At 35.0% G+C, this 23,355-nt stretch carries 16 protein-coding genes; 9 read left to right on the top strand and 7 right to left on the bottom strand.

Annotated elements, in window-relative coordinates:
* Positions 1-59 precede the first annotated feature (59 nt).
* Positions 60-6,908, top strand: coding sequence for a T9SS sorting signal type C domain-containing protein (locus tag QLQ96_RS04040; RefSeq protein ID WP_482494886.1), 6,849 nt, complete (start codon positions 60-62; stop codon positions 6,906-6,908).
* Between the two features lie 46 nt (positions 6,909-6,954).
* On the opposite strand, the gene QLQ96_RS04035 is transcribed toward QLQ96_RS04040, so the two are convergent.
* The 3 genes from QLQ96_RS04035 to QLQ96_RS04025 form a co-directional block, all read right to left on the bottom strand.
* Entirely contained in the window at positions 6,955-7,824 is an 870-nt protein-coding gene (locus QLQ96_RS04035; RefSeq protein ID WP_482494884.1) for a cupin-like domain-containing protein, read from the bottom strand.
* A 136-nt stretch (positions 7,825-7,960) separates the two neighbouring features.
* A complete protein-coding gene (locus tag QLQ96_RS04030) occupies positions 7,961-8,398 on the bottom strand; it encodes a hypothetical protein (protein ID WP_482494882.1) in 438 nt (145 codons plus the stop codon).
* Between the two features lie 98 nt (positions 8,399-8,496).
* Positions 8,497-9,444 carry a bifunctional riboflavin kinase/FAD synthetase gene (locus QLQ96_RS04025; RefSeq protein ID WP_482494880.1) on the bottom strand — a complete coding sequence of 316 codons (948 nt, stop codon included), beginning with the start codon at positions 9,442-9,444 and terminating at the stop codon, positions 8,497-8,499.
* Positions 9,445-9,637: 193 nt separating this feature from the next.
* Between QLQ96_RS04025 and QLQ96_RS04020 the strand changes: the two genes are divergently transcribed.
* Complete coding sequence (locus QLQ96_RS04020; protein ID WP_482494879.1) at positions 9,638-12,310, top strand: zinc-dependent metalloprotease; 2,673 nt, start codon at positions 9,638-9,640, stop codon at positions 12,308-12,310.
* Between the two features lie 19 nt (positions 12,311-12,329).
* Here the strand turns inward: QLQ96_RS04020 and QLQ96_RS04015 are convergent, their stop codons facing one another.
* Complete coding sequence (locus tag QLQ96_RS04015) at positions 12,330-13,010, bottom strand: ComF family protein (RefSeq protein ID WP_482494877.1); 681 nt, start codon at positions 13,008-13,010, stop codon at positions 12,330-12,332.
* 99 nt (positions 13,011-13,109) lie between these two features.
* Between QLQ96_RS04015 and QLQ96_RS04010 the strand changes: the two genes are divergently transcribed.
* The 5 genes from QLQ96_RS04010 to QLQ96_RS03990 all read left to right on the top strand — a co-directional run bounded on the left by QLQ96_RS04010 (position 13,110) and on the right by QLQ96_RS03990 (position 18,978).
* Positions 13,110-14,651 carry a glycine--tRNA ligase gene (locus QLQ96_RS04010; protein ID WP_482494875.1) on the top strand — a complete coding sequence of 514 codons (1,542 nt, stop codon included), beginning with the start codon at positions 13,110-13,112 and terminating at the stop codon, positions 14,649-14,651.
* 269 nt (positions 14,652-14,920) lie between these two features.
* Positions 14,921-15,730 carry a LytR/AlgR family response regulator transcription factor gene (locus tag QLQ96_RS04005; protein ID WP_482494874.1) on the top strand — a complete coding sequence of 270 codons (810 nt, stop codon included), beginning with the start codon at positions 14,921-14,923 and terminating at the stop codon, positions 15,728-15,730.
* Between the two features lie 178 nt (positions 15,731-15,908).
* A complete protein-coding gene (locus QLQ96_RS04000; protein ID WP_482494872.1) occupies positions 15,909-16,139 on the top strand; it encodes a hypothetical protein in 231 nt (76 codons plus the stop codon).
* A 93-nt stretch (positions 16,140-16,232) separates the two neighbouring features.
* The gene (locus QLQ96_RS03995) at positions 16,233-18,290 is read left to right on the top strand and encodes a tetratricopeptide repeat-containing sensor histidine kinase (protein WP_482494870.1); all 2,058 of its coding nucleotides are present in this window, start codon (positions 16,233-16,235) and stop codon (positions 18,288-18,290) included.
* Positions 18,280-18,978: a response regulator gene (locus QLQ96_RS03990; RefSeq protein WP_482494869.1), complete on the top strand. Its 699-nt coding sequence runs from the start codon at positions 18,280-18,282 to the stop codon at positions 18,976-18,978. The genes QLQ96_RS03995 and QLQ96_RS03990 overlap by 11 nt, the downstream gene beginning before the upstream one ends.
* Positions 18,979-19,113: 135 nt before the next feature.
* Here the strand turns inward: QLQ96_RS03990 and thiL are convergent, their stop codons facing one another.
* Complete coding sequence (gene thiL, locus QLQ96_RS03985; protein WP_482494867.1) at positions 19,114-20,160, bottom strand: thiamine-phosphate kinase; 1,047 nt, start codon at positions 20,158-20,160, stop codon at positions 19,114-19,116.
* A 303-nt stretch (positions 20,161-20,463) separates the two neighbouring features.
* Between thiL and QLQ96_RS03980 the strand changes: the two genes are divergently transcribed.
* Entirely contained in the window at positions 20,464-20,946 is a 483-nt protein-coding gene (locus tag QLQ96_RS03980) for a DinB family protein (RefSeq protein ID WP_482494866.1), read from the top strand.
* Between the two features lie 43 nt (positions 20,947-20,989).
* Positions 20,990-21,490: a DinB family protein gene (locus QLQ96_RS03975; RefSeq protein WP_482494864.1), complete on the top strand. Its 501-nt coding sequence runs from the start codon at positions 20,990-20,992 to the stop codon at positions 21,488-21,490.
* Positions 21,491-21,535: 45 nt separating this feature from the next.
* On the opposite strand, the gene QLQ96_RS03970 is transcribed toward QLQ96_RS03975, so the two are convergent.
* Together QLQ96_RS03970 and QLQ96_RS03965 are read right to left on the bottom strand one after the other, a co-directional pair.
* On the bottom strand, positions 21,536-22,495 hold the full coding sequence (locus QLQ96_RS03970) for a helix-turn-helix transcriptional regulator (RefSeq protein WP_482494862.1): 960 nt from the start codon (positions 22,493-22,495) through the stop codon (positions 21,536-21,538).
* A 116-nt stretch (positions 22,496-22,611) separates the two neighbouring features.
* Positions 22,612-23,229, bottom strand: coding sequence for an outer membrane beta-barrel protein (locus QLQ96_RS03965; protein WP_482494860.1), 618 nt, complete (start codon positions 23,227-23,229; stop codon positions 22,612-22,614).
* Positions 23,230-23,355 lie beyond the last annotated feature (126 nt).

Here is a 23,355-nt window from a genome sequence, read left to right as displayed (position 1 = left end):
TTTTGTAATTAATCTTTTTTGAGTTTGAATTTATTTTTCAATTACTAAAATGCCACTAGATGAAAAAAGATTTACTTACTAGGTTGAGTTTTTTCAGTTATTCAACATTAAACTGCCTTCACAAAAAATTAAAATTTCTTCTGATTTTAATTCTATCTGTTTTTTATACTTCTTTTTTAGAAGCACAAACGAGAACACATCAATTTAATGCTAATAGTTCTTTTATCCTTCCCGCAGGTATAAATTTAGTTACAGTTGAAGCTTGGGGTGCCGGTGGTGCTGGAGGTGGTGCGGTATCTACACTATTAGAAGGTAGAGGTGCTGGCGGCGGCGGCGGCGGCGCTTATGCAAAAGGGGATATTACAACGGCGACACCGCAAACATTGAGCGTTATTGTGGGAGCAACAACTACTGGTACAAGTGGCAATGGTGGTTCTGGCGGTGCGTCGTATATAGATACATATAGCACAATAGTATATGCACCGGGTGGTACTGGTGGTACAGCCAATATCGCAGGAGGCGCTCCTGCAGGAGGCGCAGGTGGGGCTTCACCTATAGGCGTCACAGCTAGAAATGCGGGAGCTGCAGGTACTCCGGGAGCTTCTTCACTTTTAGGAATAGGGGCAATTTTTAATTCAGGTGCAGGAGGTCGTGCAGGTAATACAGCAGGAAGTAGCGGTGCTGGAGGTGCAGCATTAAACAGTTTATTGTTAGGAAATGGTGCTGGTAATCCAGGTAATGAGCCTGGAGGTGGTGGAAGTGGTGGAATGGCTTCTTTAGCAGCAACACAAATAGGAGGAGATGGGGCACGAGGACGAGTAAATATTACCTATACTTGTAAACCATATAGTTTCACTGGGATTTCGGCTCCAAATGTATGTACAGGGACTACCACGCAAGTACAGCTAACAGGTACAGCGGAAAGTCTGCCAGCTGGTACATATACAGTAACGTATAATAGAAGCCAACCAAATACAATAGGGTTAACAGAACAAATGGTAGTTACAACTGCTGGATCAGGAAGTTTTACAGCAAGAGGATTGAGTAATTTAGGAAATAGCACGATTACAGTTACTTCTTTGGCTTCAGCAGACTGTACTTCAACTATGAGTGGAACTAATTTTGTGACTATAGTAGTAAGTGCTCAGCCAACCATAACTTTAGGAGCAACTACTGCTGTGTGTACAAGTACAAGTTTGCAAAATGTAGCATTACCTTATACAGCGGTTACAAGTGCACCAACAAATTACAGTATTACATGGAACGCAAGCCCTACAAATAGTTTCTTGCCAGTTACAAATGCTGCTTTACCTGCAAGTCCAATAAGCATTGGCGTTCCTGCTGGAACTCCCGCTGGGACATATACAGGATCACTAATGGTTAGTAATGCCGCTGGATGTGTATCTGCTACGCCAGCTAATTTTACGATAATAGTAAATCCATTACCCACAATAACATTAGGTGCTACTACTGCAGTTTGTACAAGTACAAGTGCACAGAATACAACATTGCCTTATACTGCAGTAGCAAACTCACCGACGACATATAGTATAACTTGGAATGCCAGTCCGACCAATACTTTTGCGCCAGTTTCAAATGTGGCTTTATCAGCAAGTCCGATTAATATAGCAATACCTGCAAATACAGCTGCAGGAACATACACAGGAACATTGACTGTAAGAAATGCAAACGGATGTGTGTCAACAGGAAATAATTTTACAGTTACAGTAAGTGGGCCTCCAACTATTACACTTGGCACTGCAGCACCAGTTTGTTTTAATGCTTCTGCTCAAACAGCTAACCTCAATTATACTGCTACAACAAACTCGCCAAATACTTATAGCATCACTTGGAATGCGAGTCCGACAAATACTTTTGCACCGGTTTCAAATGCCACATTAACGTCCAGTCCAATCAGTATAGCAGTTCCCGCTGGAACCGCTGTTGGAACATATACAGGAACTTTAACAGTGAAAAATGCAACGGGATGTACATCCACGGCAACTAATTTTACAGTAGCGGTAAATTCATTGCCGACAATAACATTAGGAGCGACTACCGCAGTTTGTACAAGTTCAATTGCTCAGAGCACAACATTGCCTTATACTGCCGTAACTAACGCGCCAACCACTTATAGCATCATTTGGAATGCCAGTCCGACCAATACTTTTGCGCCAGTTTCAAATGTGGCCTTGCCTGCAAGTCCAATTAATATTCCAATACCAGCGAATACAGCTGCAGGAACATACACGGGAACGTTAACGGTAAGAAATGCAAACGGATGCGTATCAACGGCAACTAATTTTACTGTGATAGTAAATCCATTGCCGACAATAACATTAGGAGCGACTACGGCGGTTTGTACAAGTTCAATTGCGCAAAGCACGACATTGCCTTACACTGCAACTGCAAACTCACCGACTACATACAGCATCACATGGAATGCCAGTCCAACAAATACTTTTGCGCCAGTTTCAAATGTGGCCTTGCCTGCAAGTCCAATTAATATTCCAATACCAGCCAATACAGCTGCAGGAACATATACGGGAACGTTAACGGTAAGAAATGCAAACGGATGCGTATCAACGGCAAATAATTTTACTGTGATAGTAAATCCATTGCCGACAATAACATTAGGAGCGACTACTGCGGTTTGTACAAATTCAATTGCTCAGAGCACCACATTGCCATATACAGCAGTTGCAAACTCACCGACTACATACAGCATCACTTGGAATGCCAGTCCGACCAATACTTTTGCGCCAGTTTCAAATGTTACTTTACCAGCAAGTCCGATCAATATTCCAATACCAGCCAATACAGCGGTAGGAACATATACAGGAACTTTAACTGTAAGCAATGCAAACGGATGCATATCGACAGCAAATAATTTTACAGTTACCGTAAATCCATTGCCAACAATAACATTAGGAGCAACTACCGCGGTTTGTACAAGTTCAATTGCGCAGAGCACGACATTGCCTTATACTGCCGTAACTAATGCGCCAACCACTTATAGCATCACTTGGAATGCTAGTCCGACCAATACTTTTGCACCAGTTTCAAATGTTACATTGCCAGCAAGTCCGATTAATATTCCAATACCTGCAAATACAGCAGCAGGAACATACACGGGAACCTTAACGGTAAGTAATGCAAACGGGTGCATATCGACGGCAACTAATTTTACTGTGATAGTAAATCCATTGCCGACAATAACATTAGGAGCGACTACGGCGGTTTGTACAAGTTCAATTGCTCAGAGCACCACATTGCCTTATACAGCAGTTGCAAACTCACCGACTACATACAGCATCACATGGAATGCCAGCCCGACCAATACTTTTGCGCCAGTTTCAAATCTGGCCTTGCCTGCAAGTCCAATTAATATTCCAATACCAGCCAATACAGCTGCAGGAACATACACGGGAACCTTAACGGTAAGTAATGCAAACGGATGCATATCGACGGCCAATAATTTTACTGTAACGGTAAATCCATTGCCGACAATAACATTAGGAGCGACTACCGCAGTTTGTACAAGTTCAATTGCTCAGAGCACCACATTGCCTTATACAGCAGTTGCAAACTCACCGACTACATACAGCATCACATGGAATTCCAGCCCGACCAATACTTTTGCGCCAGTTTCAAATGTGGCATTGCCTGCAAGTCCGATTAATATTCCAATACCAGCCAATACAGCACCAGGAACATACACAGGAACCTTAACGGTAAGTAATGCAAACGGATGCATATCGACGGCAAATAATTTTACTGTAACTGTAAATGCACTACCAACGATTACACTTGGTACAGCAACTCCAGTGTGTTTTAGTGCTTCAGCTCAAACAGCTAATCTCAATTATAGCGCAACATCAAATTCTCCAACAAATTATAGCATCACTTGGAATGCCAGTCCGACAAATAGCTTTTTAGCAGTTACAAATGCTATATTAACAACTAGTCCAATCAGTATTGCGGTTCCTGCTGGAACTGCTGTTGGAACATATACGGGGTCACTAACAGTAAGTAATGCAAACGGATGCATTTCAACGCCCAATAATTTTACCATAACAGTAAATCCATTGCCAACTATAACATTAGGAGCTACTTCTGCAGTGTGCGAAAGTTCAAATCCGCAGAGTGTGACATTGCCTTATACAGGTGTAACGGATGCGCCAACTACCTATAGCATCACTTGGGATGCTAGTCCAACAAATAGTTTTGTGGCAGTCACTGATGCAATTTTAACAGCCACCCCAATCAGCATTGCGATTCCGGCAGGGACAGCAGCGGGAACTTATACTGGAACTTTAACTGTAAAAAATGCAAATGGCTGTATTTCGATAGATAATAATTTTACTGTAACTATCAATTCAGTTCCGACAATTACTACATCGGGAAATCTGATTTCAATTTGTCAAAATGCATCTGCACAAATTGCTTCTTTGCCTTATTCTGCAACAACCGCTTCACCAATAAACTATTCAATAGATTGGGCAACATTAAGCGATCAGGGAACTACTGCTTTTTCTTTCGATTCAGGCGGAGGAAATATTGATAACATCAATGTTCCGGCAAATACAGCAGCAGGAACTTATAGTGGTGTAATGACAATTTTTACATTAAATGGATGTTTGGCAACACAAGCTATTTCTTTAACTATTAATGCTCTTCCAACTATAAGTACAGCAGGAGCTTTTGCTTCAGTTTGTCAAAGTTCCTCAGAGCAGACCACTACTTTAGCTTATAATGCTACAACTGAATCTCCAATTAGTTATGCGATTGATTGGATTTCTTTAACAGATCAAGGAGCGACACCATTTCCTTTTAGTTCTGGATCTGGAGATATTATAAACGTGGTTGTTCCAGCAAATACCGTTTCGGGTACTTATAATGGGATAATGACTATTACAAACTCAAACGGATGTTTGGCAAGTCAAAACGTTTCTTTAATTGTAAATCCAGTTCCAGTAGCACCAACGGCTTCGGTGACACAGCAGCCAACTTGTGTAAACAATACTGGTGTTATTACAGTTACTTCACCTGCCTCAGGAACAGGATATACTTATAGTATAGACGGACTAGATTTTAGTAATACTTCGGGAATATTTACGGGTTTATCTTCTGGAGTTTACAATGTCCAAACAAGAAATACAGCTACTGGTTGCGAATCAGAAATAAAAATAATTCCGATAAGTGCTTTTGTCACTAAAGTATGGAATGGTAATGTTGATGCTAATTGGGCGAATGACGCAAACTGGACTCCAACGGGAGTTCCAATAGCTTCTGATTGTGTTGATATTCCAAATGTAGTTAATGATCCTATTATTTCTGGAACCAATGCAAGTTTTTTTGTCAGTAGATTAACAATTGAGAATAATGCATCTTTAATTGTAGAAGAAACGAATTCTATAACCGTGACAAATGAAGTAAGTGTGTTTGGCACTGGGGTTTTAATTTTTGAAAATAATGCAAGTTTGGTTCAAATTGCCGATGTAAATAATGTTGGTGTTATAACGTATAGAAGAAAAACAACTGTTCGAAGATTTGATCTTACTTATTGGTCTTCTCCAGTAACAAGTGACCCAGCTCTTACTTTGCACGATTTTTCGCCAAATACATTAAGTGATAAATATTTTAAATTTACTGCTGCCGGAGGCTGGACAACAGTTCATGGCGGAACTGAAGAAATGTTAAAGGGTAACGGATATAGTATCCGTGGACCACAATCTTTTGATACCGTAACACCTAGTGAATTTACAGGAGAATTTATTGGAGTTCCAAATAATGGTACGATTCAAGGGCCTCCAGCGATTGCTGAAAAGTATAGTTTTTTTGGAAATCCATATCCCTCAGCAATTTATGCAGACCAATTTATTCATGATAATGCGGCTAATTTTTATGGAACGCTATATTTTTGGACGCATAATACGTCTCCTAAAGCCGCCCCAGGAAGTACTACATATCGTTATACTTATGATGATTTCGCAATTTATAATTTATCAGGAGATACTACAGTTGGTGGTTTGACTGGAGTTGGTGCGCCATCGCCAGGAAACCAAGCTCCTCTTGCAGGGTATATTGCAGCGGGACAAGCATTCTTGGCAATATCAAGAACAGGACAGAGCGGTGTTTTTACAAACTCAATGCGCGTGCCTAACAATAATAGCCAATTTTATAAATCTGCTACAACTAATGTAGTTCAAAAACATCGTGTGTGGTTGAATTTTACAAATACGCAAGGAGCTTTTAAACAATTGCTAATTGGATATATAACTGGGGCAACAAATTCTTTTGACTTCAATTATGATGCTGCGACACTCAATGCAAATCCGTATGTTGATTTTTATAGTATAAATGAAGGCAAAAAATTGGTTATTCAAGGAAGAGCCGTTCCTTTTGTTGTAACAGATACAATTCCGTTAGGCTATAAGTCTACTATCGAAAAAGGCGATTTCACAATTGCTATAGATGATACTGATGGAGATTTGACTAATCATGATATTTATCTGCAAGATAAGGTGACCAATACAGTACATAACCTTAAATCTGGAGGATATACTTTTAACTCTTCGCCAGGAACATTTATGGATCGTTTTATATTACGTTATAGAAATCCAAATGAGGCCAAACCGCTAGGCAACGAAGATTTTGAGAATCAAGGTCAGAAAGTTTTTGTTTCGGTTAAAAATAAAAACATCAAACTAGTATCTATTTCTGAACAGGAAAATCTCCAAGAAGTTTCGATTTATGATTCGGGAGGTAAATTGCTTTATAATAAAAATCAAATTGAAAGTAGAGAATGGCTCATACCAAATTTCCAATCAGGGCCTCAAGTCTTGTTGGTAAAAATAACTGTAGATAACGGAAAAACAGTAACGCGAAAAATAGTATTCCATTAAAATAAAAAAGCGGTTGAGTCTTAAAATTCTCAACCGCTTTTTTTTATTAATTAATAATACGCTGTAAATTTTGATGCGTATTTGTAATCGCCTTTTCATTTTTATAGTCAATCCATTTTTGGCCCTGAATTTTTCGCATCATAATATCGAAATGGCGCATGATGAAAACATTATAAGCGGCTTTAGATAAATTGAGAATGTTTTTCGGAAAAGACCGCAAACTCATCGAAAACCCAGGCGTTAGATATTTCATATAATGCCAATATCCTTCGGGCATATAAAGCATTTCGCCATGTTTGAGATTGGCAATATAGCCTTCAACATTTTTGAGCGCCGGAAATTTTTCATAATCAGGGTTGTCAAAATCGATATCTTCTCTCGAAATTAAAGCATGGGGAACTTTATACATAAATTTTGACTGGTTAGGAGGGAAAATCATGCATTGTTTTTCTCCATGAAAATGGAAATGAAGAATATTGGAATAGTCAATATCATAATGCATAAAAACCTTCGAATTTTGTCCCCCAAAAAATAACATTGGCATTTGTTTGACTAATTTTAGACCAATGTCTGGCCATAAGAAGTCATCTTTTAATGAAGGAACTTCTTTCATTAGATTGTAAAGAAAAATGCGGTAATTGGTAGGCTTTTCTTCTAATAAGTCGATATAATCGCTCATTTTCATTGTGATGTGCGCCTCGTTAAATCTGTCTTCATGATTTACAGGCCTGTCATCGTATAAAGGAACTATCGAATCTCCTGCGATTTCTTTCATATAAGATAATTTCCATTTGTTATAAGCTGGCCAATCTTCGGTCAATTCTTCAATAACAACAGGAATTTGGTTTTTTACATATTGGGAAACAAAATCGTTTCTTGAGATTTTTTTTACCCTTTCGATTTGCTTTAACTTCATTTTTAATAAATAAAAAAATTGCTTATAACTCTGAGCTATAAGCAATTTAAAAATACTTATTGTGTTATATGAACTCTTTTAGCTAAATTTTTGCTTTAATCGAATTTAAAATGACTCAATTAAGAATCTTAAAAAATCAATCTGCTGCATATTTATTGTTCCAATAAAGCATCATCATTAAAGTGACGATTACGGAAGAAGCAATTCCTTCAAATAATAGACAGATGCAATAAGTTGGCACTGATGGATTTCCTCCAAACATGAAAGTTTCAGATAAAGTTCTTACATAAGCATCTCCGCCTCGGGCGTAACTGTATACCAATAAGCCAAATACACTCATGCATACACCCACTACAGAAGTTGTCATTGCAGAAACAGCATTAGACACAAAATTGGTTTCACCTTCTTGAAGATTCATCTGCATGGTCCTGTTAACACCGTAGAATATAAAGAAAACGTTAAGTGTTCTTAAATAAAATAAATCTGCTAAACCTAGTACATTCATTAATAAAAAATAAATGCCAATTCCGAGGAAAATCAAAAACCCGTTGGTAATTTCTTTAGGTAATTTCATAGTGGTTATTTTTTAGAAGTTAATAGTAAATATTTGAAAAACAGTGTTCTATCAAATTTACTAAAAAAATAACTACGATGATTTAAAAACAGTAAAAACTATGCGATCTGGTTTTTTAAAGAAGTGCCAATAAAAGCTAAAGAATCAGTTTTGTCTTGAGCAAGCTGTGCTTTTAATGTATCCAAAGAACTAAATTTTTGCTCTTCGCGAATGTAATGCAACAAAGAAACTTCAATATTTTGATCGTAAATGTCTTTATCAAAATCAAACAGATAAACTTCGATGGTTTGCTTTTCGCCATTAACAGTCGGATTGAAACCAATATTCATCATACCAAAAACAGTTTCTTCGTTTACAATTGCTTTTACAACATAAACCCCAATTTTTGGTATCAGTTTATAATCTTCTTCAATGTGAATATTTGCAGTAGGAAATCCAATGGTTCGTCCAAGCTGTTTTCCTTTTACAATTGTTCCGTTTAAGAAATAGCTGTAGCCTAAATATTCATTGGCCAAAGCCATGTTTCCTTCATTTAAAGCTTTTCTGATTTTAGTCGAACTAACCGAAACATCTTGGATTTCTTCTGCAGAAATTTGCTCTACTTCAAACCCGTATTCGATTCCAAAAGCAATTAAATCATCAATATTGGCAGTTCTATTACGTCCAAAACGATGGTCGTGGCCAATGATAATTTTTTGAATCTGAAATTTATCTACCAAAATTGTATGAACAAATTCTTCAGCAGTCAATCTTGAAAAACTTTCATTAAAAGGATGCACCACCAAGTTTTCAATGCCTGTGGCTTCCAAAAGTTTTATTTTTTCGCCAATGGTATTTAGTAATCTGATTTCTGATTTTTCTTGAAGAACCATTCGCGGATGCGGAAAAAAGGTTAGAACTAGACTTTCATATTTTCCATTTTCAGTATGCTGCGTAATTCGATCCAGAATTTTTTTATGACCAATATGCACACCATCAAAGGTACCAAGAGTTAAGATTGTTTTCTTGGTTGACTGAAAATCGTTTATAGAATGAAAGAGCTTCAAAACAAATTATTTAAGATGCTGCAAATTTATACTATTCTCTTTTAAATTTGATACTATGCTAAATCGAATTTTAACGGATAATCTATCTTTTTATAAAAATAAGCCGACTCGTCGATTAAAAAGCAATAATTGTCGTATAGATAATACGATTTCAAATTAATTGAATTAATTTTGATTAATATATTTTAAGGATATGAAAAAACAATTACTTTATATATTTTTTATTTTTTGTTTCGCCAATGCTAATGCACAAGATGCTCTATGGCAGAAAGTAACCTCTTCATCGCTTTCGCGTAAAGTTGATGGTGCAAGTTCTAATAAACAATATTATAAATTAAATGCGGATCTCCTTAGTGCTAAACTGGCTTCGGCATCAAATAAAACGGCAAAAAGCGTAACAACTGAAATTACGATTCCAAATGCTGATGGAACTTTAGAGCGTTTTTCGGTTTGGGAATCCTCAAATTTTGATCCGGAATTACAAGCAAAATATCCAGAAATAAGATCGTATCAAGGTCGCGGAATAGACGATAAAAATGCTAAAATCTATTTTAGTGTTGCTCCAATCGGAATGCAGACTATGGTTTTTAGAACCGCAAAATCAACAGAATATATTGAACAAAATCCGGAGAATAAATCGGAATACGTTTTGTTTAAATCGGCTGACAATGCAGAATCAAAAATGATTTTAGATTGTAAAACGACCAATGTAGTTTCTGAAAATAAATTGGCAGCGACGGCAAAAACAACTTCAAATACAAAACAGTTTAAAACCCTTCGATTGGCATTATCTTGCACAGGAGAATACACAGCTTATTTTGGCGGAACAAAAGCAGGAGCTTTAGCAGGAATGAATGCTACATTAACTCGAGTAAATGGTATTTTTGACAGAGATCTTTCTGTAAAAGTCGTTTTGATTGCCAATAATTTAGATGTTATTTATACAGATGCTTCTACAGATCCTTATTCTATTGCATCAGTAGGTGCGGCGGATGGCGGAACTTGGGCCAAAGAAGTTCAGACTACATTGACTAGCGTTATAGGGGAAGCCAATTATGATATCGGACATTTGTTCGGAGCTTCTGGCGGTGGAGGAAATGCAGGTTGTATTGGTTGCGTATGCGTGAGTCCAACTACTAGCCAGCCAATAGGAAAAGGTAGTGCGTTTACATCACCAGGAGACGCAAGACCAGAAGGAGATAATTTTGATATTGATTTCGTTGCTCATGAAATGGGGCATCAGCTTGGAGGCACGCATACTTTTTCTTTTCAGAATGAAGGTAATGGAGCTTGCTATGAGCCAGGAAGTGGTTCAACCATTATGGGATATGCGGGAGTAACAAGAGGATATAATATTCAAGATCATTCTGATGATTATTTTTCTTATGCAAGCATTAATCAGATACAGAATAATTTGGCAGGAAAAACTTGTCCTATTTCAATACCTATAACCACTAATAATCCGCCTGTTATAAGTGCAGGTTCAAATTACACGATTCCAATTAGCACGCCATTTATTTTGACGGGAACTGGTTCAGATCCTGAAGGAAATTCTATAACCTATTGTTGGGAGCAATACGATAGTGCAACAACAGCTTTTGCCGCGAATAGTTTTACGTACGCGACAAAACCTGATGGGCCAATGTTTAGATCGTTTGCACCAACAACTTCACCAGTTCGTTATATGCCGGCTTTGAGCTCTGTGCTAAATAATCAGCTGACAACGAGTTGGGAATCTGTTTCTTCTATTGCAAAAACAATGAACTTTACGCTTACAGGTCGAGATAATGCGCCTGAAGGAACTGCACAGACCAATACAGCTGCAATGGTTGTAACTGTAAGTGCCGCTGCAGGGCCATTTGCAGTAACTTCACAAACAGAAAATAATTTGGGATGGGCAAAAGGATCTGCTCAAAACGTTACTTGGAGTGTAAATAATACGAATACGCTTCAAGGATCATCAAACGTAAATATAAAATTGTCTTTGGATGGCGGACAAACATTTCCAATTGTTTTAGTTGCTAATACTCCAAATGATGGTTCAGAAACAGTTTTGGTTCCATCCGAAATTGAGGCTTCCACCAATTGCAGACTTTTAATAGAGCCGGTTGGTAATATTTATTATGCTGTAAATAGTAAGCCATTTGCTTTAGGATATACGGTTTCAACATCTTGTGAGTCTTATGATTTTGCTGGAGGATATTCAACAGGCGATAATGTTAATGTAAATAGAACGATTACTGTGCCTGCTTCTGAAGGAGAAATTTCAGATGTCAATTTTTTGGTAAATGTAACGCATGCGAGATTTTCAGATTTGACGATGCAAGTTATAAGTCCGAAAGGAACAGTTGTAACTTTGTTTAATAAAGACTGTAGTAGTACAAATTCAACTCTTGCTCTACAATTTGATGATAGCGGAGCAGCTTTAAATTGTCGTACAACTACAAGCCAAATTGTGGTTCCATCAACTGCCTTGAGTGCTTTTAATGGAGAAAATCCTCAAGGGAATTGGACTTTTAGAGTTTTTGATGATACTGTGGGAGCATTAGGAACAATAAATTCGGCTTCTGTAAATATTTGTTCTAAAACCTATACATTAGGAGATTCAAATTTTGAAAACATTGATTTTGTTGCATACCCAAATCCAAACAAAGGAACTTTTACGGTACAATTTGAAAGAGATTCTGTAAGCGAGATTAGAGTTTATGTTCATGATATTTCAGGCAAATATGTTTATGACAGGGCTTTTCCAGGGTCAGGGTATTTTATTCAAGATATTCAACTGCCGAGTGTGCCGTCTGGGCTTTATTTCTTAACGGTTACTGATGGAGAGAAAAAAGTAGTGAAAAAGATTTTGGTAAATTAATCCTTCGGTTTTCAAAAACTTAATGAGCCATTGCCATACAAATTATACTAACTTTTATACCTGGTATTTTTAGCAGCGCTTTTGAACATGCTTCGAGCGTTGCGCCCGTTGTAAGAACGTCGTCAACAATTAAAAAATGTTTGTTGTGGGCTGATTCATTAAATTCCACATCAAAAATATTTTCGATATTTTCAGATCTTCCCAAGAGGTTTTTCTTAGACTGTGTTTTAGTATATAATTTTCGAATTAGGAGATTTTCTTCAAAAGGAATGTCTAAACCTGATGCTATTGCTTTTCCAAAAGTAGTAACCTGATTGTAGCCACGTTCCTTAAATTTTCTTTTATGAAGCGGAACTGGAATTACAGCATCAATAGGAATTTCGAATTGAATTTCTTTTAAATCTTCTGCATACCAACTTCCCAAGACAGTTCCAATTTCCTGATGCCCTTTGTATTTTAAATTATGGATGAGTTCCTGAACGATTCCTTTTTTATTAAAATACAAAAATGCCGAGACAAAATGAACATCGATCTTGCCATAAAACTTTTTTACTGCTTCATTTTTTGCATCTAAATGATAGTAAGTTAGAGGTAGTTCGTGTCGACAGATAGTACAAAAAACGGTTTCATTCTGAAGCAAAAGCGCATTGCATCCGCTACAGACTTTCGGGAAAAACAAATTTATTAGGTAATTAATCACAAAAAAGAAAGATTTTATTTACAAAAATAACAAAATCAACCTTTCAATCTTCATAATTTTTCTTTTTTATATAGGTAGTTTTTATATTTTTGCATCACTATGGCAAAACAAGAAGATTTATTTAAGAATGTGGTTTCGCACGCAAAAGAGTACGGATTTATTTTTCCGTCAAGCGAAGTTTACGACGGATTAAGTGCTGTATATGATTATGCACAAAATGGTGTCGAATTAAAAAAGAATATCCGTGAATATTGGTGGAAATCAATGGTTCAGATGAATGAAAATATTGTCGGCCTTGATGCTGCAATATTGATGCACCCAACAACTTGGAAAGCTTCTGGTCACGTTGATGCATTCAATGATCCATTAATTGATAATAAAGATTCTAAAAAGAGATATAGAGCTGACGTTTTAGTTGAAGACTTTGCTGAAAAAATTCACCAAAAAGCACAAAAAGAAATCGAAAAAGCAAAAGCTCGTTTTGGAGATGCATTCAACGAACAAGAGTTTATTACAACAAATGCTCGTGTAGTTGAATATTTGGCTAAAGAAAGAGAAATTAGAGAGCGTTTAGGACGTTCTTTAGGAGCAGGAGATTTGGCTGATGTTAAAGCTTTGATCGAAGAATTAGAAATTGCTGATCCTGAAACGGGTTCTAAAAACTGGACAGAAGTAAAACAATTCAACTTGATGTTCGGAACAAAATTAGGTGCTTCTGCAGAATCTGCGATGGATCTTTATTTGCGTCCAGAAACGGCTCAAGGTATTTTTGTTAACTTCTTAAACGTTCAGAAATCGGGTCGTATGAAAGTTCCTTTTGGAATAGCTCAAACGGGTAAAGCATTCAGAAACGAGATTGTTGCAAGACAATTTATTTTCCGTATGCGTGAGTTCGAACAAATGGAAATGCAATTTTTTGTACGTCCAGGAGAAGAAATGAAATCATACGAATACTGGAAGGAAACTCGTTTGAAATGGCATTTATCTTTAGGATTAGGAAAAGAAAATTACCGTTTTCACGATCACGAAAAATTAGCGCACTACGCAAATGCAGCAGCTGATATCGAATTTAATTTCCCATTTGGATTTAAAGAATTGGAAGGAATTCACTCTCGTACAGATTTCGATTTGAAAGCACACGAAGAATATTCTGGAAGAAAATTACAATATTTCGATCCTGAACTAAATGAAAACTATGTTCCTTATGTAGTAGAAACTTCTGTTGGTTTAGATCGTATGTTCTTGGCAGTTTTTGCAACTTCATTAAAAGAAGAAACATTAGAAGACGGTTCTACAAGAACAGTTTTAAAATTGCCTGCAGTTTTAGCGCCAACTAAAGCAGCGGTATTGCCATTGGTTAAAAAAGATGGCTTGCCAGAAGTTTCAAGAAAAATCATCGAAGATTTGAAATGGGATTTCAATGTGGCTTATGATGAAAAAGATGCTGTAGGACGTCGTTACAGAAGACAAGATGCTCTTGGAACGCCTTTCTGTATTACAGTAGATCATCAAACGCTTGAAGACGAAACGGTAACAATTCGTCATAGAGATACAATGAAACAAGATCGTGTAAAAATTACGGAATTAAGAGGTATTATCGAAAATGAAGTTTCGATGAAAAACTGGTTAATGAAAATGTAATCTTTACAAGTCATTCTATAGATCCCAAATTCCTTTACGGAATTTGGGATTTTTATTTTCTAAAAGAGGTATTTTATCGGCTTTTTTTGCATTTCATCATTATGTATCAACATTTTGGCTTAATGTGTTAACATTGAAGTATTTAAAATATTTAAATCCGTAATTTTAAAATTAAAAAATCTGTAAGAACAATTTTTTTCTTCATTACAGTAAATTAAACGTATTTTTTGATTATGATTGCGTAGTGAGAAAACCAACAAGACCTGAAATTGAAAAAGCATTCATATATTATAATTGATGATGACGCTGAGAGCATTTTGAAGACCCAAACGACTGCTTCAGGTTTTTCAGAATTATCTTTTATGGGATCGGCATCAAATTTTCAGGACGGTTTAAACTTGGTTTTAGAACACCAACCTGCTTTGATTTTTCTCGAAATCGAACCTCAAAATTTATCAAGCCATTTATCTTTGGCTTTTATTAGCGAACTTCATCGCTTTTTTCAGCAGATTCCGAAAATTATTGTAACAACAAAACTCAAAGAAAAAGCTTTTGATGCGATTCAATATGGCGTTTTCGATTATCTTTTAAAACCAGTTGCGCCAAATGACCTCTTAAAAACAATTTTAAAACTCAATAAAGCCAATTTAAATACTCAAATAGCTCCGTTTAGAGAAGAACCGGTTTCTGTTGTTATAGATGCAGGAACAATTCCTCAAAACATTCAAAAACCATTAACGATCTGTATCAAATCGTATGGAGATTACCGATATTTGAATGCTGAAGATATTTGTTATTTTCAAGCCGATAATAACTCGACAGATATTTATTTAAATACGGGCGAAATGATTACGGCATTTAAAACGTTAAAGCATTTTGAGAGTGTTTTGACCTATCCTTTCATTCGTATTCATAACAGTTATGTAATTAATCGAAATTACATTTCAAGGATTCATAGCGGAAACTCAATCTGTTACATAAAAAACTCTACTAAAAAGATTCCTTTTTCTAAAACCTACAGAGCAAATGTAGAGCAAATTATTGCCGATTTTGCAGCAGGAAATTACCTAGAAGTCTAAAAACTAGACAATTACACTGATTTGCTATCCATTGACTATCAATTGGGTATGATCTACCACAAACCTAATTTTTCGTATAAATTTTTTTTGACACTGGTGTTAGTTTTACACTCTGATTCGCAAGCAGACAAGCGGGTCAGCCCCAAAAATTAAAACAAATCACTTAAAACCTCAAGTCATGAAAAAAACAGCTTTAACAATCGGATTATTTTCTTTAGTAGCAGTAGCAACTTCTTTTGCATCAACAGAAATAAATGGTAATGTATCAAAATTAGACACTATAGCTTCTATTGATCCAGGCCAGAATGGCAACTTGGGAAGAAGAAAAGTAGATGTTACTCTAAATCAGGATAATTTGAATAGTTTTTCTAAAGACAGCCAATCTATTATAAATAAGAAACTAGATTAAATAAAACATTATATAATTTACAAAAGGCCTTCATTTTTTGAAGGCTTTTTTTTTGTTTGTAGTTTTACTATTTTTGAGAAAACTCTCATAGTGTTGAAAATTAATTCTATTATATTATTTCTTTTAACTGCTTTATTTTTTGGATGTACCGAAAAACGCAGTAATAATATGATTCCTGATAAATCGCAAGATAGTCTTTCAATCTATCTTTCATTATCAAATGATGTAAATTTATCTTTGCAAGAAAAACAAAAATTTAATGAGAAAGCTTTTAATCTTATTGTAAAACAAAAAGATGATTCGGTACAGAAGATTAATCTTTTTAAGGTTGCAAATAGATATTATAATATGAGCGATTGGAAGGCTTATAAACAAACATCCAATTTTATTTTGCAGAGAGCATTAAAAAGCAAAGACTCGGTAAATATTGCAAAGGCCCATTCTTATCTAGGTGATTATTTTAGAATGGAAGCGGTTCCAGACAGTGCTTTTTTAAATTATTTTGCGGCTGAGAAAATCTATACTAGAATTAAGGAAGAATCTAGTTTAGCCAGAACTTATATTAACAGAGCTAGTTTACAATTTGATCATGGAGATTTGTTTGCTAGTGAAATTACTATTTTTAAGGCGCTTACAATTTTAAAAGATAGAGAAAATGTAAATGACCTGCTTTATGATTGTTATAACTTCTTAGGAATTGTTTATAATAAACGTGAAGATTATACACAAGCTCTAGAATATCATAATAAAGCTTTAACTGTTTCTGAACAAAAGGATATTCAGCCCGAATTGCAGCTTAAAGCTTCTTCTTTAAATAATATCGGATATGTTTTTTTAAGTAAACAAGATTACACCAATGCAAAAATATATTTTAAAAAAGCATTGAATGAAAAAAAATTGTTTCAAGAATATACGTCTCTGTATGCCATGGCATTAGACAATTTAGCGTATGCACGAATGAAATCGAGAGATTTTAATAGCCTGCCAGAAGAATTTTTCAGAGCCTTAACAATAAGAGACAGCTTAGGGCTTAATTCTGGAGTTATGCTAAGTAAAATTCACTTGTCTGAGTATTATTCTTTGAGAAAAGATACTACTAATGCGATAAAATTTGCTAAAGAAGCTTTAGTGTTATCCAGAACATCTAATGACGCAGAGAATACATTAGATGCGCTTAGACAAATCTCAATAGTAGACAATAAAAAAGCCTCAATTTATTCAAAAGAATATATTCAATTGAATGATAAAATGCTCAAAGCAGAGCGAAATATGGGAGAAAAATTCTCTCGTATTGAGTATGAAACCAACGAAATAAAAGACCAAAATTCTAGTTTGCAGGAAAAAAATAAAACTTTGGTTTATGTATTTAGTATTTGTACATTGCTCGGACTGTTTTTTTACGTTTACAAAACACAGCAAGCCAAAAATCGGGAATTGCTTTTTAAACAGCAACAGCAGATTGCAAATGAAGATATTTACAATTTGATGATTTCGCAGCAAAATGAAATTGAGCTTACGCGAAGAAAAGAAAAGAAAAGAGTTGCACAAGAATTGCACGATGGCGTTTTGGGACGTATGTTTGGTATTAGAATAAGTTTGGATAGTTTAGATAAAGTCGATGAAGCCGAAGCTGCTTCTAAAAGGAAAAAATATCTTACTGAGCTGAAAAATGTTGAACAGGATATTAGAGAAATTTCGCATGATTTAAATAGAGAAAAATCAGAATTAATTAATAATTTTGTTTCAATGCTGATTAAACTATTTGAAGACCAGAGAAATACATATAGCTCTAAATTGATTACTGCTTTTGATCCTGAGATTAAATGGGATTTGATAAGTAATATTGAAAAAATTAATTTGTATAGAATTGTTCAGGAAGGACTTCAAAATTGCAATAAATATGCTAAGGCAGATATTATTAAAGTGGAGTTTAAAAACGAAAACAATAATTTGGTTTTGACCATCGAAGATGATGGAATTGGATTTAATGCTAATAAGACCAAAAACGGAATTGGTTTGCATAATATAGAATATCGTGCAAAAGAATGTAAGGGTACAGTTACGATAAATTCTGCCAAGGGAGAAGGAACAGTTCTCATTATAAAAGTCCCAATAGACCCCAACTCAAACCTTCATAATAATGACATTTGATTTAACCGCCCCAGTTCCACAATTAGTCAAAAAGAATATTTTAATAGTAGACGATCATCCGTTTATTATTGAAGGATATAAAAATGCTATAACTCGCTATAAACCAAAAATATATGAGTTTTTAATTTCTCAGGCGCATGATTGCAGATCAGGTTATGATATAATAGAAAACGACAACACTTCTAATTTTGATATAGCTTTTTTAGATATCAGTATGCCACCTTACGAGGAAAAAGAGATTTTTTCTGGCGAAGATTTAGCAAAATTACTTTCAAAAAAAATGCCTTCGTGCAAGATTATTCTTTTGACGATGTACACCGAATTGCTGAAAATTAAAACGATTATCAGAACAATTCAGCCCAACGGATTGATTATAAAAAATGATCTCACTTTTGACGAATTGCTTTTGGCTTTTGATAAAGTGATGAAAAACGAAAAATATTATAGCCAGTCGGTTGTAAAAATGTTGAATCAATCTACACACAATGCAATCGAAATTGACCAATACGATAAGCAGATATTAGTTCATTTGGCAAAAGGAACTTCAATTCCTGAAATGCTGCAGCATATTCCGATTTCTTTAAATGCCATCGAAAAACGAAAAAAACATTTGAAAGAATTGCTAAAAGTTAAAAACGATTCTGATTTAGATTTGGTGAAAGAAGCAAAAAGTAAAGGGCTCTTTTAAAATTTTAGATTTTAGAGTTCAGATTTTAGATTTTTAAAGCGAAATATCATGATATAAAAAAACACCTAATGAGTTTTAAACCTATTAGGTGTTTTTTTTGTTACTGAATACTGAGACAGTGACTGAATACTAAACTTATTCGCCCAAAGCATCCCATCCGCGTGCTTTTAAGGCAATTTTTGTGTTGGCGCGGGTTACAAGATGTATTCCTTCATTTTCTTCCGCCATATGTCCAATAATAGAGAAATTCGGATTTCCTTTTATTTTGTCAAAATCATTGATGTCGATTGTAAATAAAAGTTCGTAATCTTCACCGCCATTTATAGCAACTGTTGTACTGTCAATATTAAATTCTTCGCAAGCAGAAATAAACTGAGGATCTAATGGAAGTTTGTCTTCATATAAATTACAACCCACTTTAGATTGCTTGCAAATATGAATAATCTCAGAAGACAATCCGTCTGAAATATCAATCATTGCGGTTGGTTTTATTTCTAAAGCATGAAGCAAAGTACGAACATCTTTTCGAGCTTCAGGTTTCAATTGGCGTTCCACCAAATAAGTATAAGGATCTAAATCTGGCTGATTGTTTGGGTTAACCTGGAAAACTTGTTTTTCGCGTTCCAAAACCTGCAATCCCATGTAAGCCGCACCAAGATCGCCAGTTACAACTAATAAATCGGTTTGTTTGGCTCCGTTTCTGTAAACCAATTCATTTTCGTCAGCTTCACCAATTGCAGTAATACTGATAATTAATCCTTTTTGAGATGAGGTTGTGTCTCCACCAACAACATCAACTTTATATTCTTTTGCTGCGTGTGTAATTCCTGCAAATAATTCTTCTAAAGCTTCCAAAGGAAAACGATTTGAAACGGCAACCGAAACCGTAATTTGAGTCGGTTTTGCATTCATCGCGCAAATGTCTGAAACATTTACCACAACCGCTTTGTAACCTAAATGCTTCAAAGGCATATAAGCCAAATCAAAATGAACTCCTTCAATTAATAAATCGGTTGAAACGACTACTTTTTTATCTTTAAAATCAAGAACGGCAGCATCATCGCCAATACTTTTTAAAGTAGACTCTTGAATAACATCAAAGTTTTTGGTTAAATGGTCAATTAAACCGAATTCGCCTAATTGAGCTATACTAGTTCTCTGCTGATTTTTATCTTCAATCATTTCTGTTAAGTTCCAAAGTTATTAAGGTGCAAAGGTACAAAGGATTTTTTTAAAGATGCTTTTTTAAAGATGCTAAGATTCTGAGATGCTAAGGGGCTAAGTTTTTTCTTTTTAAGTTTCAAAGAAACAAAGGTTCAGAGGTGCAAAGGTTTTTTATAAACGAATTATATGGAGACGCATTGCAGTTTGTGTCTACGTTTTCTGGCTAAAAAAATATTTTAAAATTATTTTTTGCTGCTGACAAACTGTTGTCACCGGCCCATTCTACTTTTGAACTATTAAAAATATTTAAACTTTAAAACCATGAAAACATTAGAAGCACAAGTAATCAGTTCAGAAGAATTATTAAAACATTGGCAAGGGCATAGAGCTTTGACACGTCGCGTAATTGAAGTTTTTCCAGAAAAAGATTTCTTCGAATTTTCTATTGGAGGAATGCGACCTTTTTCAAAATTAGTTGACGAACTTTTAGCAATTGCTGTTCCTGCTCTAAAAGGAATTGTTAATAGAGATGCTCAGCCCTACAAAGAGGCTGAAGAAAAACTAATTTTCAAAGCGCAATATCTTGAAAAATGGGATCAGGCTACAGAAGAAATCAATAAATATTGGGAACAATTATCTATTGAAGATTTCAGCGAAACTTTTAATTTATTTGGCCAGTACGAATTTCCTATTATCCATAATATTTTGTATTTTGTTGATAATGAAGTTCATCACCGTGGGCAAGGTTACGTTTATTTAAGAGCTTTAAATATCGAACCACCATTTTTCTGGGAAAGAGAATAAGCATTTATGGTCTTCATTCAATTAAAAATTAAAATTTGAGATTATGGGTTTAAAAAGAATAATGTCCAATTATGCAGATTATAATTTATGGGTAAATCAGCAATTTGTGAATTGGCTTTCGCCGAAATCAGATGAATTGCTTAATGCCGAAGTGCCGTCAAGTTTTTCTACAATTATGAAAACGCTCGATCATATCTGGTCTACTGAAGAATATTGGTTTTCTGTCATTTCCGAATCTTCATTATCTGAAAAGAAAGAAGAAAGCGAATTATCAAAAGAAGAAATATTTGCCGGATTATTAAATTCGTCTACAAAATTGAAACATCTTATAAACTCATTATCTGAAGAAGATTTGATGAAAGAAGTTAAAATCGTAAATCCGTGGTTTGAATGCGAATTGCCAATTTCTGAATATTTAATTCAAGTTATCAATCATGGAACTTACCATCGAGGACAAATTGTAACAATTGGACGTAATGTCGGAATCACAGATGCCTCAAACACCGATTATAATTTTTATAATGTAGTGAAGGCAAATCAATAATAAAAAAAACTCCCAAAGATAAAAGGAATTTCTTTGGGAGTTTTTTTATAAAAGTCTTTGTCTGTTGATTTCTAATAATTCTAAAACTCTTGTTTTTAAAGACTCAGGTTCTAGAATTTTGGCGTAATCTCCAAACATTAAAAACCATCGCGGAAAACCGTCTTGAAGACTATGCGACATAAACGTCATTTCGATTTCATCGCCTATTTCTTTTTGTGAAATAAAACCGTGGTATTTCCTTTCGGTAGCTAAATATCTTGCGATTTTTTTCTGAACCAAAATTCGAACTTTTGTTGTCGGAATCGTTTCGGATTTGGTTAAATACGTTTCTAGAGAATCGTGTTCGATTGTAAAATCAAGGTCTGTTTTTTTAATTTCCTGAATTCGATCAGTTCTAAACTGACGGTAATCTTTTCTTAGATGGCAATATCCTAAAAAATACCAATTATTATTATCATGAAAAACGCCAACAGGTTCTAGATTTCGTTGTGTAGTTTCTTCTTTTTCAAAAGTTTTATAGGTTAGAAGAATTTGCTTTTTCTCAGCAATTCCTTCAAAAAGAACAGCCAAAGTATTGGGCGAATTATCATTAAACATCGGTTCTGCATCCTGCATTACAATTCTCGATTCAATGTTCGAAAGATAATCTTTGTCATTGCTTCTTAATACTGATTTAAGCTTGTACATCGCCGACGCGTAGTGTGTTCCCAAAGAAGGATCGGTGAATTTCTGCATCAGTTTTTCTGCTGCAATAAAACTGCTGACTTCTTCACGCGTAAACATTACCGGCGGAAGGCGATATCCGTCCATTAAAGCATAACCAACTCCAGCTTCACTATAAATTGGAACTCCAGAAGCTTCAAGAGTTCGAATATCTCTATAAATAGTTCTCAAACTACACTCAAAACGATCGGCTAATTCTTGTGCTTTGACAATCTTTTTAGATTGCAATTGAATGAGAATAGCAACAATTCGGTCAAATCGTTTTGGGGTTTCGTCAAGCATTTTTTCTTCTAGGTTCAAAGGTTCAGAGGCTCAAAGTTACAAAGGTTTAATCTTTATATAAATAAAAAAGCTGTTCCAAATTGAAACAGCTTTTCGATTATTAAATCGCAAAAAAATTAAAATCGATACAATAATCCAAATTGTGGCTGGTCGAAGATATTTTCAAATAAATTGATATTTAATTGGAAAGTATCAGACGATGGTCCGTTTTCTGGAGAAACGCTGTTGTAAGCCAAAACATTTGCTAAAACAAAAGTTACTGCAATATTTTTAGTGATAAAATAGTTTAATCCCACATTAATATCGGCAGTTAAACTGTTGTCAGTATCACTTCCAGCAAGCGGTGTTTCGGTTTTGTTTCTTCCAAATCCTAAACCTGCTTCACCATAAGCTTTAAATCTTTTTTTGTCTAATTCTAAGAAGTAGTAACGCGCAAAAGCTCCAACTCCAAAAACATTGGTTTCAATACCTGTTGCTTGTTCTTTATTGCTTGAATAATCCAGTTTTGCACCAACTGCGAATTTATCATTTAGCAAATAGCCAAACTTTGGGCTAAAGCCATAATAATCATTTTCGCCGCCTGTACTAATTTTTATAGAACCTTCAAGAAACATATCGCCTTGTTGAAAAGTCACACCTTTTGCAGAATTCATTTCGGTTTCTGCTTGCTCTTCTTGAGCATTTACAAAACAAAAGGTGAAAAGTGCTAAAATAACTGATAATTTGGTTTTCATAATCTTACATATTTAATGATTTGTAAGATTAAAATTATATTTCCTTATTTTAAAAACCCTTTTGTTTAGTCAAACGCGTTAACAATCAACTTATCAAGTTAAAATTTGTATAATTTTGTAGGTTAA

The sequence above is a fragment of the Flavobacterium sp. B167r genome (assembly GCF_056824315.1).
Note: the sequence above shows the minus strand (reverse complement) of the source record. Positions and strands in the feature narration are given on the sequence as shown.